General features: G+C 71.4%; 14 protein-coding genes and 1 tRNA gene. 11 read left to right on the forward strand and 4 right to left on the reverse strand.

Annotated features, from left to right (window positions below; translation table 11 throughout):
* Positions 1 to 91 precede the first annotated feature (91 nt).
* Positions 92 to 1,519, reverse strand: a complete 1,428-nt coding sequence (locus tag ACZ52R_RS23065; protein ID WP_465754003.1) for an aldehyde dehydrogenase family protein — start codon at positions 1,517 to 1,519, stop codon at positions 92 to 94.
* A gap of 461 nt (positions 1,520 to 1,980) precedes the next feature.
* Here ACZ52R_RS23065 and ACZ52R_RS23070 point away from each other — a divergent pair, with 461 nt between their 5' ends.
* The 3 genes from ACZ52R_RS23070 to ACZ52R_RS23080 are packed head-to-tail and all read left to right on the forward strand — an operon-like array spanning position 1,981 to position 4,603.
* Positions 1,981 to 2,394, forward strand: a complete 414-nt coding sequence (locus ACZ52R_RS23070; protein ID WP_465664192.1) for a hypothetical protein — start codon at positions 1,981 to 1,983, stop codon at positions 2,392 to 2,394.
* Positions 2,395 to 2,396: 2 nt separating this feature from the next.
* On the forward strand, positions 2,397 to 4,112 hold the full coding sequence (locus ACZ52R_RS23075) for an alpha/beta hydrolase (RefSeq protein ID WP_465754004.1): 1,716 nt from the start codon (positions 2,397 to 2,399) through the stop codon (positions 4,110 to 4,112).
* A complete protein-coding gene (locus tag ACZ52R_RS23080; RefSeq protein WP_465754005.1) occupies positions 4,109 to 4,603 on the forward strand; it encodes a hypothetical protein in 495 nt (164 codons plus the stop codon). The genes ACZ52R_RS23075 and ACZ52R_RS23080 overlap by 4 nt, the downstream gene beginning before the upstream one ends.
* Positions 4,604 to 4,737: 134 nt before the next feature.
* Here the strand turns inward: ACZ52R_RS23080 and ACZ52R_RS23085 are convergent, their stop codons facing one another.
* Positions 4,738 to 6,396 carry an APC family permease gene (locus ACZ52R_RS23085; protein ID WP_465754006.1) on the reverse strand — a complete coding sequence of 553 codons (1,659 nt, stop codon included), beginning with the start codon at positions 6,394 to 6,396 and terminating at the stop codon, positions 4,738 to 4,740.
* Positions 6,397 to 6,705: 309 nt separating this feature from the next.
* Positions 6,706 to 6,790 (reverse strand) — tRNA-Leu (locus ACZ52R_RS23090).
* Between the two features lie 354 nt (positions 6,791 to 7,144).
* Between ACZ52R_RS23090 and ACZ52R_RS23095 the strand changes: the two genes are divergently transcribed.
* Positions 7,145 to 7,684: an ATP-binding protein gene (locus tag ACZ52R_RS23095; RefSeq protein ID WP_360489780.1), complete on the forward strand. Its 540-nt coding sequence runs from the start codon at positions 7,145 to 7,147 to the stop codon at positions 7,682 to 7,684.
* Positions 7,685 to 7,748: 64 nt separating this feature from the next.
* Here the strand turns inward: ACZ52R_RS23095 and idi are convergent, their stop codons facing one another.
* Positions 7,749 to 8,396 carry an isopentenyl-diphosphate Delta-isomerase gene (idi, locus tag ACZ52R_RS23100; RefSeq protein WP_360489778.1) on the reverse strand — a complete coding sequence of 216 codons (648 nt, stop codon included), beginning with the start codon at positions 8,394 to 8,396 and terminating at the stop codon, positions 7,749 to 7,751.
* A gap of 645 nt (positions 8,397 to 9,041) precedes the next feature.
* On the opposite strand from idi, the gene ACZ52R_RS23105 reads away from it, so the two are divergent.
* From ACZ52R_RS23105 to hpnC, 7 genes are all read left to right on the forward strand, one after another.
* A complete protein-coding gene (locus ACZ52R_RS23105; RefSeq protein WP_465619937.1) occupies positions 9,042 to 9,797 on the forward strand; it encodes a phosphocholine cytidylyltransferase family protein in 756 nt (251 codons plus the stop codon).
* Positions 9,785 to 10,846 carry an iron-containing alcohol dehydrogenase family protein gene (locus ACZ52R_RS23110; RefSeq protein ID WP_360489774.1) on the forward strand — a complete coding sequence of 354 codons (1,062 nt, stop codon included), beginning with the start codon at positions 9,785 to 9,787 and terminating at the stop codon, positions 10,844 to 10,846. The genes ACZ52R_RS23105 and ACZ52R_RS23110 overlap by 13 nt, the downstream gene beginning before the upstream one ends.
* A gap of 91 nt (positions 10,847 to 10,937) precedes the next feature.
* A complete protein-coding gene (locus ACZ52R_RS23115) occupies positions 10,938 to 11,675 on the forward strand; it encodes a CDP-alcohol phosphatidyltransferase family protein (protein ID WP_465664229.1) in 738 nt (245 codons plus the stop codon).
* Between the two features lie 73 nt (positions 11,676 to 11,748).
* Complete coding sequence (locus ACZ52R_RS23120; protein ID WP_360489772.1) at positions 11,749 to 12,648, forward strand: glycosyltransferase family 2 protein; 900 nt, start codon at positions 11,749 to 11,751, stop codon at positions 12,646 to 12,648.
* Positions 12,649 to 12,789: 141 nt separating this feature from the next.
* On the forward strand, positions 12,790 to 13,731 hold the full coding sequence (locus tag ACZ52R_RS23125; RefSeq protein WP_360489770.1) for an ABC transporter permease: 942 nt from the start codon (positions 12,790 to 12,792) through the stop codon (positions 13,729 to 13,731).
* A complete protein-coding gene (locus ACZ52R_RS23130; RefSeq protein WP_360489768.1) occupies positions 13,724 to 14,533 on the forward strand; it encodes an ABC transporter ATP-binding protein in 810 nt (269 codons plus the stop codon). Before ACZ52R_RS23125 ends, ACZ52R_RS23130 begins: the two co-directional genes overlap by 8 nt.
* A gap of 285 nt (positions 14,534 to 14,818) precedes the next feature.
* Positions 14,819 to 15,781 carry a squalene synthase HpnC gene (gene hpnC, locus ACZ52R_RS23135; RefSeq protein ID WP_465664190.1) on the forward strand — a complete coding sequence of 321 codons (963 nt, stop codon included), beginning with the start codon at positions 14,819 to 14,821 and terminating at the stop codon, positions 15,779 to 15,781.
* The last annotated feature ends 27 nt before the right edge of the window (positions 15,782 to 15,808 follow it).

Below are 15,808 nucleotides of genomic sequence, written 5' to 3' on the forward strand. Positions count from 1 at the left end.
ACCAGCTACGAAGCCGGCCTGCACCTGTGCGGTGCCGTCATCTGGCTCCGCAGCCTGAGACCCGCATCATGATCCAAACTCAGAACACTCCCTAGTACTGCAGCGACTTGTACTGCAGGAACTCCTCCAGCCCGTGGCGGCCCAGTTCGCGGCCGAGGCCGGAGTCCTTGTAGCCGCCGAAGGGCGCGAGGGGGTTGAAGCGGCCGCCGTTGAGGTCGACCTGGCCGGTGTCGAGGCGGCGGGCGAAGGCGGCGGCGGTGTCGGTGTCGCGGGCCCAGACGCCGCCGGCCAGGCCGTACGGGGTGCCGTTGGCGAGTTCGACGGCGTGGTCCTCGTCGCGGTAGGCGAGGATCACCAGGACCGGGCCGAAGACCTCCTCCTGGGCCACCGCCATCTCCGGTGTCACGTCGGCGAGTACGGTCGGGCGGACGTAGAAGCCGGTGGGCAGTTCGGCGACGGGCTCCGAGCCGCCGACGACCAGCCGGGCGCCCTCGGCCAGCGCGCCGTCGATGTAGCCGCGCACCCGGGCCAGCTGCTTGGCGTTGACCACCGGGCCGATCCGGGTCTGCGGGTCGGTGGGGTCGCCGGGCACGTACGGGGCGGCGGCCTTGGCGGCTCGCGTGATCGCCTCCTCGTACTGGTCCTCGTGCACCAGCAGGCGGGTCCAGGCGCTGCAGGTCTGGCCCGAGTTGGCGAAGACGCCGGCGACGTTGGTCTTGACCGCGCGGGTGATGTTGGCGCCCGGCAGGACGACGTTGGCCGACTTGCCGCCGAGCTCCAGGGCGACCCGCTTGAGGCCCCGGCCGGCCGTCTCGGCGACCTGCCGGCCGACGGCGGTGGAGCCGGTGAACGAGACCACGTCCACCCCCGGGTGGGCGACGAGCGCCGCGCCCGCCAGTTCCCCGGTGCCGGTGACGAGGTTGAACACGCCGGCCGGGAACCCGGCCTCGTGCACCAGGCGGGCGAACAGCCGGGCCACCAGCGGGGTGTCCTCGGCCGGCTTGAGGACCACCGGGCAGCCGGCCGCCAGGGCGGGGACGACCTTGGCCACGATCTGGTGCAGCGGGTAGTTCCACGGCGTGATCGCCGCGACCACCCCGGTCGGCTCGGCGTGTACCACCGAGTTGCCGATCCGCTCCTCGAAGGGGTGCTCGGCGAGCAGGGTCAGGTAGGAGGTCGCCACGGTCAGCGGCAGCCCGGCGTGCACGGCGGCGGTGAAGCCGACCGGGGCGCCCAGTTCGGCGACGACCGTCTCGGTGATCTCGTTCTGTGCGGCGGCGAGCCCGTCGCGCAGCCGGGTCAGCAGGTCCAGCCGCTCCTCGCGGGTGGTCGCGGCCCAGCTCCGGGCGGCCCGGCGGGCTGCCGCCACCGCCGCGTCGACGTCGGTCGTCCCGCCGGCCGGCACCGTGGCGAGCACCTGCTCGGTCGCCGGGTTCAGGACGGCGATCGAGCCGGGGTCCCCGGAGGGCCGCCAGGCGCCGTCGATGTACTGGTCGCTGTACTCCGCGTACTGCTGCACCGGTTGTCCTCTCATCAGCTCAGCCGCTTGACTGACAGTGCTGGTCGGAGGCCAGTCAAAACGGCCGGGCAGCCGCGCGCAAGAGCCCATCCGGCCCGGCAACTTGCCGGTTCCACGGGGCAGAACCGTGCGGTGCACTCGTCGAACCGCTCGATGCCCACCTCGGCTCGCCGCGCGTCCAGCCGCTCCGGGTCCTCGCACGGCCACGGCACCGGCCTGCCATCCGCCACCGCGCCGATCCGGGTGCCGCAACGCTGCTCCCGGCCCTCGTTGACGAGGACCGCCCGCCACCACGCCGGGCGTGCGAACCGAGACGGAGGCCATCCTCGAAGAAGGTGACCAGGAGGCCCCGGACCAGGCAGAACGGAGGTACACGAAGCCCGGTTCCGCACGGAACTGCCCTCCGGTCCCCGGCGTCCTTGTCCTCGTCCATCGACGGGCGATCAGGGGGGACAGCGACAGTGGATCCGGACAAAGCACTCGAACTCGTCGTCAGACCAAGCGATCTGACGGCAAGTGGGCAGAGTGCCCAGCAACTGGCGCAGGCCGTCCCGGGCGAGGACCAGGCGCTGACCGAGGCGAGCGGAAAGGCCGAGGGCGGCCTCAAGGGCTGGACCACCGCGACGGCCCTGCACAACTGCACCGCCAACTGGGCCACGCTGCTGAACAGTCTGGCGGGCGACCTCGGCCGGTACGGGACCAAGCTGCAGCAGATCGCGCAGTCCTACGGGTCGAGCGACCGCAACATCGCCGACGACCTGGACGGCACCGCCGCCCGGACGGCCGCCAGCACCTCCCCGTCCACGCCCGGCCCGTCCAGACCGGACCCGTTCAACACGGTGATCGTCGGCGACCAGTCCTCGAAGGGACGGTGACCGTGGACATCGCGACGCTCCACGACGCCGACCTCAACGACCTGGCCGGCGCCAAGAACGCCTACGAAGCCCTGGCCGGCAAGTTCGCCGAGCACATCGACGTCTGGCAGAGCACCGTCGTCAACCGGCTGTCGGGCTGGACGGGCACGACCGCCACCCAGGTCTTCGGCGACCTCCAGGCCTTCACCACCAAGCTGCAGAACGCGCACGAGGAACTCGTCTTCGTCAGCCGCTCGTTGAGCGCCGCCGGCGAGGCCTTCGCACTGGCGCAGTCCCACCTGGTGGCCGCCCTCGACGACGCCAAGGCGGACGGTCTCACGGTGGCCCCCGACGGTCAGATCAGCTGGGGTCCCGCCCCCGGTCAGCCCGGGGGCACCCAGGCGGCCTCGGCCGACGACGCCATACGCAAGCGGGCGGAGGACATCAGCGCGCGGATCACCGCGGCCCTCAACGAGGGAGCCCAGGCGGACCGGGCGATCACCGGCCAGCTGAACCGCTTCGCCCAGCACGCCGCCGACGGCACCGGCCTGACCGGCGCGGCGGTCGCGGCCGACCGGGCCGCGGACGACGCGACGGACCACGTCCCGCCGGCCGGCACCAAGCCCACGGACGTCAAGACCTGGTGGGACGGTCTGACGTCGGCCCAGCAGCAGCGGCTGATCCTCAACCACCCCGACCAGGTCGGCAATCTCGACGGTATCCCCGCCGCTGCCCGGGACCAGGCGAACCGGACCAACCTGACCCGGGCCCAGTCGGACCTCCGCACCCAGCTCGCCGCCCTCGACCAGGCCGAGCCGACCTCCTGGGTGGGTACGCCGGGCGGTGCCGCCAAGAACCCGGAGCACGTGGTCTGGGAGGCCCAGCGCAAGGGCCTGGAGGACGAGTTGCACGGCCTCCAGACGCTCCAGGACCGCCTCGCCCAGCCCGTGACCGACAGCAACCCGCGGCCGTACCTGCTCCGGCTCGACGCCGCGGCGGTGGGCGGCCGCGCGATCCTGGCCCTGAACGACCCGGACACCGCCGACCACGTGGCCACCTTCGTGCCCGGCACCGAGTCCCGGCTCGGCGGCGTCGGCGGCACCATGGACAAGGCCAAGGAGATGTACCGCAGCGCGGAACAGTCCAGTCCGGGCGCCAAGGTCTCCACGATCGCGTACGTGAACTACGCGGCGCCCCAGACCGCCTCGCCCACGCTCGGGGCGCCCGTCCCGGACGCGGCCTACGAGGGCTACGCCAAGGACGCCGAGCAGGACCTGTTCAACTTCCAGTCCGGCCTGCGCGCCACCCACCAGGGCACGCCGTCCCACAACACCATCATCGGGCACAGCTACGGCAGCACCGTGGTCGGCTACACCATGCGCGACAAGGGACTGCCGGTGGACACCGTGATCTTCGCCGGGAGTCCCGGCGTCGGCGTCGAACGGGCCGCCGACCTCAACACCGACCTCGGGAACGGCACCAAGATCGACCCCGGCCACGTCTACACCGTGCTCGGCGGCAAGGACTCGATCACGGACTGGACCCCGGCGATCGACATCGACAACCTCGACCCGACCAGCGACGACTACCACCTGCGGTTCGGCCGGGACCCGATGAACCCGGCCTTCGGCGCCCAGCACCTGCCGGCCCAGGACACCGACCACGACCACTACTGGAACGCGAACACGCCGTCCTGGAAGGCGTTCGGCCAGGTCATCGCGGGACAGCCGGTCACATGATCCGACCCACCCACCCCCGGCGGACCGCCGCGCTCGGCCTGCTGCTGCCCGCCACCCTCCTCGCCCTCGCCGCCTGCGGCAGCGACACCCCGTCGATGCGGCTCGGCCGGGCCGAGGAGAAGGTCCGGGCCTACGCCACCGCCGCGCTCGCCGCAGTCCCCGGGAAGGACGCGGCACGGGTGTCCGCACCCCAGCCAGACAGGGACGAGTGCGCTCCCGGGCCGGTCGGCTCGACCCCGACCTACCTGCCGTACCTGACCTACGACCTGAGCGGGCTGTCGGCCTCGAAGGCGTCGGAGGTCTTCGAAGCGGTACGGCAGCGGCTCGCGCAGGACGGGTTCGCCGTCCGGCACCGTGACGACCGGCGGCTCGACCTCGCCAAGGGCTCCGACGAGTTCACCGCCTCGGTGGTGCTCGGCGAGCCCGACACCGCCCCGGACACCTTCCACCTGACCGTCCGGGCCTCCTGCGTGCCGGCGGACAAGCCCTGACCGCCGGCACGCCTGAAGGCAGGCAAGTCCTGAAGGCGGGCAAGCCCTGAAGCCGGGCAAGTCCTGCGGGAACGCCGAAGGGCCGGTACCCGACCGGCCCTTCGACATGTCACCCGATTCGGAGACTCAGCGGCTCAGACCCGCGAAGGCTCGCCCGCCTCGGCGGGAGCCGAAGCGTCCTCGGCGAGCTCCGCCTCCGCCATCTCCTGCCGGACCGCGGCCAGCGAGGGGTTGGCCCAGGCGCTGGCGACGCCCCAGTAGTAGAAGGCGAGCCCGATCGCGGCCACGATCAGCAGGTCCCAGCCCTCCGGCAGGTAGCCGTGCCCGCCGAAGTCGCTGCTGCCGGCCCACGAGACACCGGCCATCACGAACAGGTAGGCGACCATCCAGGCGCCCGCCGCGAGGTGCGGCTTCAGCTCGGCGAACGGCTTGCGCAGCTCGTACCAGGCCCAGATCGGCAGACCGGCGGCCATCAGCAGGATGACCTTGCCGGTGAGCGGCCAGCGGGCCCAGTACAGCACCAGCGAGCCGAAGACCATCGCGACCGGGGCGATGACCGGCATGGCGCGCAGCCGGACGGGGCGCGGCAGGTCGGGGGCGAGGCGGCGCAGAGCCATCACGGCGACCGGGCCGGTGATGTACGAGATCACGGTGGCCACCGAGACGATCTCGGCCAGCGAGCCCCAGCCGCGGAAGACCGCGAGGAACAGGAAGGCGACCACCAGGTTGAGCAGCAGCGCCGGGCGCGGGATGCCGGTCTTGGCGTCGACCTTGCCGAAGATCTTCGGCAGGTGGCCGTTCTCCTGCACACCGTGGATCATGCGCGAGGTGGTGGCGGCGTAGATCATGCCGGTACCGGACGGCGAGATGAAGGCGTCCGCGTAGAGCAGGATCGCGAGCCAGTTGATGCCCCAGGCGATCGCGAGGTCGGCCAGCGGCGAGGTGTAGCCGAGGCCGCTCCAGCCCTTGGAGAGGTCGCCGCTCGGGATGGCGCCGAGGAAGGCGATCTGCAGCGCGACGTAGATCACCAGGGCGATCAGGATCGAGCCGATGACGGCCTTCGGCAGCGACTTGCCGGGGTTGCGGGCCTCGCCGGCCAGGTTGAGCGGCGACTGGAAGCCGTTGAAGGCCCAGACGATGCCGGAGACCGCGACGGCGGTGAACACCGCGCTCCAGCCGTTCGGCGCGAAGCCGCCGTGGTCGGTGAAGTGCGCGGTGTCGAAGTGCGCGAGGAGCAGCGCGCCGGCGGTCAGCGTCGGCACGATGACCTTGAAGACGGTGATCGCCGTGTTGGTCTTGGCGAACAGCGTGATCGCGAACCAGTTCAGGATGAAGTAGACGACCAGCAGCACGCTGGCCAGGGCCACACCGCTGAGGGTCAGTTCCTGGCCGTCGAAGAGCCCCTTCGCCCAGCCGAAGTGCCAGGAGCTCATGTACTGGACGGAGGCGGTGGCCTCGCCCGGGATGACCGAGACGATGGCGATCCAGTTGGCCCAGGCGGCCAGGTACCCGGCCAGCGAGCCGTGCGAGTACTGGCCGTACCGGACCATGCCGCCGGCCTTGGGGAACATCGAGCCCAGCTCGCTGTAGGTGAGGGCGATGGTCAGCGCCACCGCGGCGCCGATCACCCAGGCGATGATCGAGGCCGGCCCGGCGAGCCTGGCGGCCCGCTCGGCACCGAACAACCACCCGGATCCGATGATCGACCCCAGCCCGACCGCGGTCAGGCTGATGGTGCCGAGCGATCGGCGGTAGTTCTGGTGTGATGCCGTCGAGGATTCGGGCTCACTCAACGTATCGGTCCTTTCGCTCGGGGTTCATGGGGTGGTGTCGGTGTTTTTGCGGTTTTGAGTCCGTATTCCGGACAAACGCACAGCAGCTTATGGTCCAAAAACGGGCGAATACCTCAGAGGAAGCTCAAACCGTTCGATCGTTGCCATCTCGTGTCCGGTTTCCGGACCGGCGAGCACCTGCGGAGAGGCCGGCGCCACACCGCCACGGGAGGCTGCGGTCGGGGAGCGGCCGAAAGTCGGACGGGAACTCGGGCGGGAAAAAGAAAATTCCCCGCGGGTTCCTTTCGGATCCCACGGGGAATTCAGCTGTGTCCGAGGGGGGACTTGAACCCCCACGCCCGATAAAGGGCACTAGCACCTCAAGCTAGCGCGTCTGCCATTCCGCCACCCGGACAGGGTGTGTGCTTCGGGGGTTTTTCTCTCGCCCCCTCGGCGACAGAGAGAACATTACCAGGGTTCTGGAGTGCTTCTCACCTGCGCTTCCTCGGGTCCGGACCTCGAGGGGCGCCGAGGGGCCCGGAGACCTGCCCGGAGGCCCCGGGGTGCCCCGGGAGGCCCGCCGCACAGGTTGGTACAGCTGGCGAACACGCTCGAACCCCGCCCGAAGCGATGGCGACCGCGAAGGAACCGGTCGACTCCGGTAGCGCCAGCGATCGGTTCCGGTCGGAAGCGATCCGACACGGGCAAGTTGTCGACGGTGCCACAGTCGCCGGGACCGCTCTCCTAGCCTCTGTGGACCGAGGGCGCCATGAGCGGATCGCCTGATTCCCGGGTCGCGGACGAAGGGCGGCTGGACGTGGAGCAGATCAGCGGGACGGCGGAGGCCGAACCGAGACGCGGCAGTCCGGGGAACGGCCCCGCCGAGGGCCTGTGGCGCTTCCCGGTGCCCGCCGCCGAGGCTTCGGTGCCGCTCACCAGGCACGCGGTGCGCGACCGCCTGCTGGCCCAGGGCATGGCCGGGGTGCGCTACCAGGAGCTGGTGGACGACCTGCTGCTGATCGTCTCGGAGCTGGTGAGCAACGCGGTGACACACGCGGCCGAGCTCTCGCCCGAGGTGATCACCGAGCTGTCGGTGCGCGGGGGCTGGGTGCGGGTGTCGGTCGAGGACGGCGACCCGTACCGGCCCAAGGCGCTGGAGAATGACACCGGACGTACCGGCGGGCGCGGCCTGCTGCTGGTGAAGAGCGTCACGTTGCAGGCCGGCGGGGTGTGCGACGTCGAGCGGACCGGGGAGGGCGGAAAGGTCATCTGGGCCTCACTGCCCGTCCCCCCGGAGCCCGAGCGCTGACCGGTCCGCCGTAGACGAGCGACGCACCCGGACCGGCCGCCGGCCCCGCACCGGGACCGACCGCCTACCAGTCCCGCCCGGCGATCTCCCGGATCCCCGGCAGCGCCGCCTCGAAGACCGTCTCGAACCAGACCGAGAACGGCCGCTCGGCCCGCAGCTCCCGCAGCTCCTGCGCGGTCACGAAGGCGAAGTCGTCGACCTCGTCCGGGTTCGGCTCGACCGCGGCGGTGACCAGTCCCACGAAGAGGTGGTTCCACTCCCGCTCGATCAGCCCGGACGCCTCGTCCGGCAGGTCGTAGCGGACGGTGCCGGCCTCGCAGAGCAGCGCCGGGGCGACGCCCAGCTCCTCCGCGGTGCGCCGGGCGGCGGCGACGAACGGCGGTTCGTCCGGGTAGGGGTGGCCGCAGCAGGTGTTCGACCAGACGCCGGGGGAGTGGTACTTGCCGAGGGCCCGGCGCTGGAGCAGCAGGCGGCCCTGGCGGTCGAAGAGGAACACCGAGAAGGCGCGGTGCAGCCGGCCCGGCTGCTGGTGGGCCCAGAGCTTCTCGGCGGTGCCGATCGTGACGCCCTCGTCGTCGACCAGTTCCAGCAGGATCTCGGTGCCGGCCGCCGAGGCGGTCCGCGGGTCGGCCGACACGTCGGTCTCCACGTCGAGACCGGTGTCGATGTCGGCGGCGAAGTGGGTCGGGTCGGTCGGCAGACTCTGGGGCATGGGGCCTCTTTCCGGGAGCGGGAGCAACGGGAGCATCGGGTGCGTCCGGCGCACCGGGTGGCGCGGTGGACACAGCGGGGGCACCGGCGCCGGCGTCGGGCTCCAGTCTGCCGTATGGGTGGCGCCGGGTAGGGGTCCCACGCACAACCGGGCGGATCATGACACGGAGGAGTCGGAATCCGGGCAGAGAGGGGTCGGAGAAGCCCTCGTAAGAATCACGATCGTCGCAGAATCGTTCGACGCACGTTCGGTGGTCGTTCGACCGGCCTGGCGCGGCCTGGCGCGGCCCGGCGCGGCCCGGCGCGGTCCGGAGGACTCCGGAAGCGGCCCGGCGCGGACACCCGCCCCACCCGTACGCGAAACCCGCACGTGACCCGTACGCGAGACCCGTACGCGGACACCCGCGCACGACCGCCCGCACGAACGCCGCCGCCACCGCCTGGTCACCCCTCCGTCACCGTCCCGTCTCCGGGCGCGTTCGGGCCGGTCGTCCAAGTCGCCTACCATCACATACGACACGGTGCCCGGATCTGTGCCGGCACCGGCGCGCCGCTGCCCGGCCCGGTCGCACCCCGTCCGGCGAAGCAGCGCCGCCGCCCCTCGGCACGGCCCGCGCGCACAGCACGACGGATCAGGAGACCCCGCATGATCGGCCTCGTTCTGGCAGCCGGCGCCGGCCGCCGGCTGCGCCCGTACACCGACACCCTGCCCAAGGCGCTGGTGCCGGTCGACGGGGAGCGGACCGTCCTGGACCTCACCCTCGGCAACTTCGCCGAGGTCGGACTGCGCGAGGCCGCGATCGTCGTCGGCTACCGCAAGGAGGCGGTGTACGACCGCAAGGACGCCCTGGAGAGCAAGTACGGCGTCAAGCTCCACCTGGTCGAGAACGACAAGGCCGAGGAGTGGAACAACGCGTACTCGCTCTGGTGCGCCCGCGACCTGTTCGGCGAGGGTCTGCTGCTGGCCAACGGCGACACCGTCCACCCGGCCTCCGTCCAGCGCACCATGCTGGAGGGCAACCAGCGTCTCCTCGACGGCGGCACCGCCCCCGGCATCCTGCTCGCCCTCGACACGGTGAAGAAGCTCGCCGACGAGGAGATGAAGGTCGTCGTCGACCCGGCCGCCGGTATGCGCCGCATCACCAAGCTGATGGACCCGGCCGAGGCGAGCGGCGAGTACATCGGCGTCACGGTGATCAACCCGTCCGCCGCCGCCGACCTGACCGACGCGCTGCGCGTCACCTACGAGCGCGACCCGCAGCTGTACTACGAGGACGGCTACCAGGAGATGGTCGACCGCGGCCTGCGGATCGACGTGCAGCCGATCGGCGAGGTCTCCTGGGTCGAGGTCGACAACCACGACGACCTGGCGAAGGCGCGGGAGATCGCGTGCCAGTACTGACCCGACTGGTCCCGTCGCCGCTGTTCGTGGAGATCCGCTCGGGCGCGCTGGACGCGCTCGGCGGGATCCTCGCGGACCAGCGGCTGTCGGCCTCGGGCCGGATCGCGGTGGCGATCAGCAACGGCTCCGGCGCGGCCATGCGCCGTCGCCTGGAGCCGGCCCTGCCGGGCGCCGACTGGTACAACGTGGACGACGGCAGCCTGGACAGCGCGGTGCGGCTGGCCGAGGCGATGCGCGGCGGGCACTACGACGCGATCGTCGGCCTCGGCGGCGGCAAGATCATCGACGCCGCCAAGTACGCCGCCGCCCGGGTCGGCCTGCCGTTGGTCGCGGTCGCCACCAACCTGGCCCACGACGGCATCTGCTCGCCGGTCTCCACCCTCGACAACGACGCCGGCCGGGGCTCCTACGGGGTGCCCAGCCCGATCGGCATCATCGTCGACCTGGACGTGATCCGGGAGGCCCCGCAGCGCTTCGTCGCGGCCGGCATCGGCGACGTCGTCTCCAACATCTCGGCCTGCGCGGACTGGGAGTTGTCGCACGCGGTCACCGGCGAGCCGGTGGACGGGCTGGCCGTCGCGATGGCCCGCTCGGCGGGCGAGAACCTGCTGCGGCACCCAGGAAACACTCAGGATCAGGACCTCCTGACAGCCCTCGCGGAAGCCCTGGTACTGTCCGGCATCGCGATGAACATCGCTGGCAGCACCCGGCCTTCGTCAGGCGCCTGCCACGAGATCTCGCATGCCCTGGACGTGCTGTATCCCAAGCGGTCCGCCCAGCACGGCGAACAGGTCGGCCTCGGTGCCGCGTTCGCCAGCTTCCTGCGGGGCGAGCGCGAGCTGACCGGTCTGATCGTGGAGCGCCTGGCGAGCCACGGGCTGCCGGTGACCGCCGCTCAGATCGGCTTCACCGAAGCGGAGTTCACCGAAGCGGTGCACTACGCTCCGAACACCCGCCCGGGACGCTTCACCATCCTTGAGCACCTCGACCTCTCCCCTTCCGCTATCAGGGACGCGTACGCCGACTATGTCCAAGCCCTCAACAGCTGACCCCTCCACCGCGGGCGCCGAACGGCCCCCGGTGGACCTGACCCGCCGGCCCTCGATCGAGGAGCTGCGCGCGGTGATCCACCCGGAGGGCATGCTCCAGCGCCGCAGCGCCGAGCACTGGGCCGGGCGTCTGTACATGCGGAGGATCTCGCTGCGGATCACCCGCGTGCTCTCCACCGTGACGGCGATCACGCCCAACGGCCTGACGTACCTGATGATGTGCACCGGCATCCTGGCCGGCGTCGCGCTGGTCGTGCCGGGCATCGCGGGCGCGGTCCTGGGTGCCCTGCTGATCCAGGTCTACCTGCTGCTGGACTGCGTGGACGGCGAGGTGGCCCGCTGGCGCCGGCAGACCTCGCTCACCGGCGTCTACCTGGACCGGGTCGGCCACTACATGTCCGAGGCGGCCCTGCTGACCGGCCTCGGCCTGCGCGCCACCGACCTGCTGCACCGCGAGGGCGGCGGCTCGCACTGGGAGTGGGCCTTTCTCGGCACGCTGGCCGCGCTCGGCGCGATCCTGATCAAGTCCGAGACGGACCTGGTGGACGTGGCCCGGGCCCGCACCGGTCTGACGGCCGTCGAGGACAGCGCCTCGGTGCCGCGCTCGGCCACCGTCGCCAAGGCCCGCCGGGCGGCCTCGCTCCTGAAGTTCCACCGCCTGGTCGGCGCGGTCGAGGCCTCGCTGTTCATCCTGGCCGCCGGGATCGCCGACACCGTGCACGGCGGGCTCTTCTTCACCCGGCTCGCGGTGGTCGTCCTGGCGGCGATCGCCATGCTGCAGACCGTGCTGCACCTGCTGAGCATCGTCCTCTCGAGCAGGCTGCGATGAGCGAGCGGAGCGAGCGAATGATCGACAGGTGCGCGTGGGCGCATGCCCCTGCCGAGCGCGGCGAGGTGGGTGCATGAACGCCGTGACCAACGCGGAGAGCTTCCGCCTCGGCGCCGTGATCATCACCATGGGCAACCGGCCCGCCGAGCTCAACGCCCTGATCGAGTCCGTCCGCGCCCAGGAGGGCCCCGCGGTCGAGCTGGCCGTGGTCGTCAACGGCGCCCCGCTGCCCCCGCTGCCGGAGGGCGTGCGCACCGTCGAGCTGCCGGAGAACCTCGGCATCCCGGGCGGCCGCAACGTCGGCATCGAGCTGTTCGGCCGGGACGGCGCGGACGTGGACGCCGTCCTGTTCCTGGACGACGACGGCTGCCTGCCGCGCACCGACTCCGCCCGTCTGCTGCGCGAGGCCTTCACCGCCGACCCGGAGCTGGGCATCGTGTCCTTCCGGATCGCCGACCCGGACACCGGTGTCACCCAGCGCCGGCACGTCCCCCGGCTGCGTGCCAGCGACCCGCTGCGCTCGTCCCGGGTGACCACCTTCCTGGGCGGCGCGAGCGCCGTGCGCTGCAAGGTGTTCGAGGAGGCCGGCCAGCTGCCCGCCGAGTTCTTCTACGCCCACGAGGAGACCGACCTCGCGTGGCGCGCGGTGGACGCGGGCTGGGGCATCGACTACCGGGCGGACGTGGTGCTGCACCACCCCACGACCTCCCCGGCCCGGCACGCCACCTACTTCCACAACGTGGCCCGCAACCGGGTTTGGCTCGCGAGGCGGAACCTTCCGGCCCTGTTGGTGCCTCTCTATCTGGGAACCTGGCTTCTGCTCACCCTGGCCCGCCGCCCTTCCCCCGAGGCGCTGAAGGCCTGGTGGGGCGGATTCCGGGCGGGCTGGCGCGAATCCTGCGGTCCGCGACGGCCCATGCGATGGCGTACCGTTTGGCAACTGACCAGGCTGGGCCGACCTCCGATCATCTGATCTGATCAAATGATCGATTGCTGCGGCCGGTGACCACACACCGGCCGGCTCCCCCGAGATCCCAGTGGATCCCCATCGGCGCACGGCCGGCGGACCCCCCGTCGACCGGCCGCCCCGACCGATCCCGCGTGAAGGACGAATGTGTCGACAGTGAGTGAACCCGTCAGCCTCTCGACCCCCAGGGGGGTGGACGCGGGCCTGACCGCGAAGCAGCTTGCGGACAAGTACGGTCTGTCGGTGAGCGGCGCCCGGCCGGGTCTGTTCGCCTACACCAAGCAGCTCTGGGCCCGGCGCCACTTCATCTGGGCCTTCGCCACCGCCCGACTGGTGGCCCAGTACACCGACGCCAAGCTCGGCCAGCTGTGGCAGGTCGTGACCCCGCTGCTCAACTGCGCGGTCTTCTACCTGGTCTTCGGCGTGATCCTGTCGAGCAAGGACGGCTTCCCGCCGGACACGTACATCGCCTGGCTCTGCATCGGCGTCTTCGTGTTCCAGTTCACCCAGAACGCAGTGCAGTCCGGCACCCGGGCGATCTCCGACAACCTCGGCCTGATCCGGGCCCTGCACTTCCCCCGCGCCAGCCTGCCGATCGCCTTCACCGTGATCCAGCTCCAGCAGCTGATGATCTCGATGGTCGTGCTGGTCGTGACCGTCCTGGCCAGCGGCATCGCCCCGGGCAGGACCTGGCTGCTGATCATCCCGGCGCTGATCCTGCAGACGATGTTCAACACCGGCATCTCCCTGATCATGGCCCGGATCGGCGCCAAGACCAGTGACATCTCCCAGCTGATCCCGTTCGTGATGCGGGCCTGGATGTTCCTGTCCGGCGTGATGTTCAGCATCCAGGACCGGGTCCACAAGTGGCCGCACTACATCCAGGTGATCTGCAACGTGAACCCGGCCTCGGTCTACATGGACCTGCTGCGGCACGCCTTCGCGCCGGTCATCTACAACAAGCACCAGTCCGTGTACCAGTCCCTGCCGCCGCACCAGTGGGTGTACGGGCTCGCCTGGGGCGTCGGGCTGTTCGTCATCGGATACGTCTTCTTCTGGAAGGCCGAGGAGGAGTACGGCCGTGGCTGACGTCGACCTGAACAAGAACGACTTCGTCCGGGACACGGACGTGGCCCGCGAGCCCACCGTCGTCGTCGACGACGTGCACATCGTCTACCGGGTGCACGGCGCCGGCTCCGGCAAGGGCAGTGCCACCTCGGCGCTGAGCCGCATCCTCAGCCGCAAGCGCGGGGCCGGCGTGCGCGAGGTGCACGCGGTGAAGGGCATCAGCTTCACCGCGTACAAGGGCGAGGCGATCGGCCTGATCGGCTCCAACGGCTCCGGCAAGTCGACCATGCTCTCCGCCATCGCGGGCCTGCTGCCGACGGAGAAGGGCGGCATCTACACCAACGGCCAGCCCTCGCTGCTGGGCGTCAACGCCGCGCTGATGAACGAGCTCAGCGGCGAGCGCAACGTCGTCCTGGGCTGCCTGGCGATGGGGATGTCCCCGGCCGACGTGCGGGAGCGCTACCAGGACATCGTCGAGTTCTCCGGCATCAACGACAAGGGCGACTTCATCTCCCTGCCGATGCGCACCTACTCCTCCGGCATGGGTGCCCGCCTGCGCTTCTCGATCGCCGCCGCGAAGACCCACGACGTGCTGCTGATCGACGAGGCCCTGGCCACCGGTGACCAGGCCTTCCAGCAGCGCAGCAAGCGGCGCATCGACGAGCTGCGCGGGTCCGCCGGTACGGTCTTCCTCGTCAGCCACGACAACAACTCGATCCGCGAGGTCTGCGAGCGGACCATCTGGATCGAGGCCGGCGAGCTCGTCATGGACGGGCCGACCGACGAGGTCGTCGGCCGCTACGAGCGCGGCGAGCGCCCGTAGCACCCCCGCCCCCAGGGCCGGTTCCGGGACATCCGGGACCGGCCCTTCGGCGTGCCCCCGCCGTTACCCCAGGTGGCCGCCCCCGCAGGGGTGAGCACCCCGCCGGGCGGGCGGGGCGGTCTTCACCGGCGCGCCCCGGGGTGTCAGGCTGGTGGGCGCGGGGGCGGTGTGCCGGACGTGACGCCCGCGCTCGGACGCGTGTCCGAGTCGGACCGGTCGTACCCAGCGGTGTAGAACGGGGGAGTGACAGCAGTGTCGGCTTCGGCCCAGCCCAGTGATACGCCGGTGAACCGTTCCGCGGGTCAGACCCTGGACAAGGCGGGTGCGGAGAACTTCCCGGTCGCCCCGTTCTTCCTGCCCGCCGCCTGGCGCGACGACCTGATGGCGGTGTACGGCTTCGCCCGCCTCGTCGACGACTCCGGCGACGGCGACCTGGCCGACCCGGCCGCCACCGCCCGGCTGCTCGGCGTCGAGCAGGCGCCCCCGGCCACCCCTTCGGGCCAGTCCGGCCCGCCGACTCCGCAGGAGGTCGCCTTCCGGCTCGCGCTGCTCGACGGGCTGGAGCACGACCTCGACCGGGTCTTCGAGACCGCGCTGCACCCGGGCGGCTCCGCCGGATCCGGCGCCGACCGCCCGCGCCACCCGCTGATGCGGGCCCTGGTTCCGCTGGTCGACCGGCACGGCCTGACGCCCGAGCCGTTCCGCCGTCTGATCGAGGCCAACCGGGTGGACCAGTCCACCGCCCGCTACGCCACGTACGACGACCTGATCGGCTACTGCACGCTCTCCGCCGACCCGATCGGCCGCCTCGTCCTGGCCATCGCGGGCGTCTCCACGCCCGAGCGGATCGAGCTCTCCGACGCCATCTGCAGTGGCCTCCAGGTGGTCGAGCACCTGCAGGACGTCGCCGAGGACCTGCGCCACGGCCGGATCTACCTCCCCACCGAGGACCTGGAGCGCTTCGGCGTGACCGAGGCCGACCTCGCCGCCCCCTCCGCCGACGGCGCGGTGCGGGAGCTGATCGCCTTCGAAGCGGAACGGGCCCGCACCCTGCTCGATCGCGGCGCACCATTGGTAGGTACGGTTCGGGGGAGGCTTCGACTGCTCCTGGCGGGATTCACCGCCGGCGGGTACGCGGCCCTGGCTGCCGTCGAGGACGCCGGGTACGACGTGCTCGCCCGGCAGGCGAAGCCGGACAAGCGCCGCCTCGCAGCGAAGGCGGCGGCCATCTTCGCGAAGGGAAGGTGAACGCCCGAGTGGCGGCATCACCACTGG

The sequence above is a fragment of the Kitasatospora sp. NPDC034023 genome, from assembly GCF_055575795.1.

What these genes read in the sequence shown, in the direction of transcription:
- ACZ52R_RS23080 (WP_465754005.1), top strand. Translation starts at nt 4,109, where the DNA reads ATGATCCGACCCACCCACCCCCGGCGGACCGCCGCGCTCGGCCTGCTG.
- ACZ52R_RS23095 (WP_360489780.1), top strand. Translation starts at nt 7,145, where the DNA reads ATGAGCGGATCGCCTGATTCCCGGGTCGCGGACGAAGGGCGGCTGGAC.
- idi (WP_360489778.1), bottom strand. Translation starts at nt 8,396, where the DNA reads ATGCCCCAGAGTCTGCCGACCGACCCGACCCACTTCGCCGCCGACATC.
- ACZ52R_RS23105 (WP_465619937.1), top strand. Translation starts at nt 9,042, where the DNA reads ATGATCGGCCTCGTTCTGGCAGCCGGCGCCGGCCGCCGGCTGCGCCCG.
- ACZ52R_RS23115 (WP_465664229.1), top strand. Translation starts at nt 10,938, where the DNA reads ATGCTCCAGCGCCGCAGCGCCGAGCACTGGGCCGGGCGTCTGTACATG.
- ACZ52R_RS23120 (WP_360489772.1), top strand. Translation starts at nt 11,749, where the DNA reads ATGAACGCCGTGACCAACGCGGAGAGCTTCCGCCTCGGCGCCGTGATC.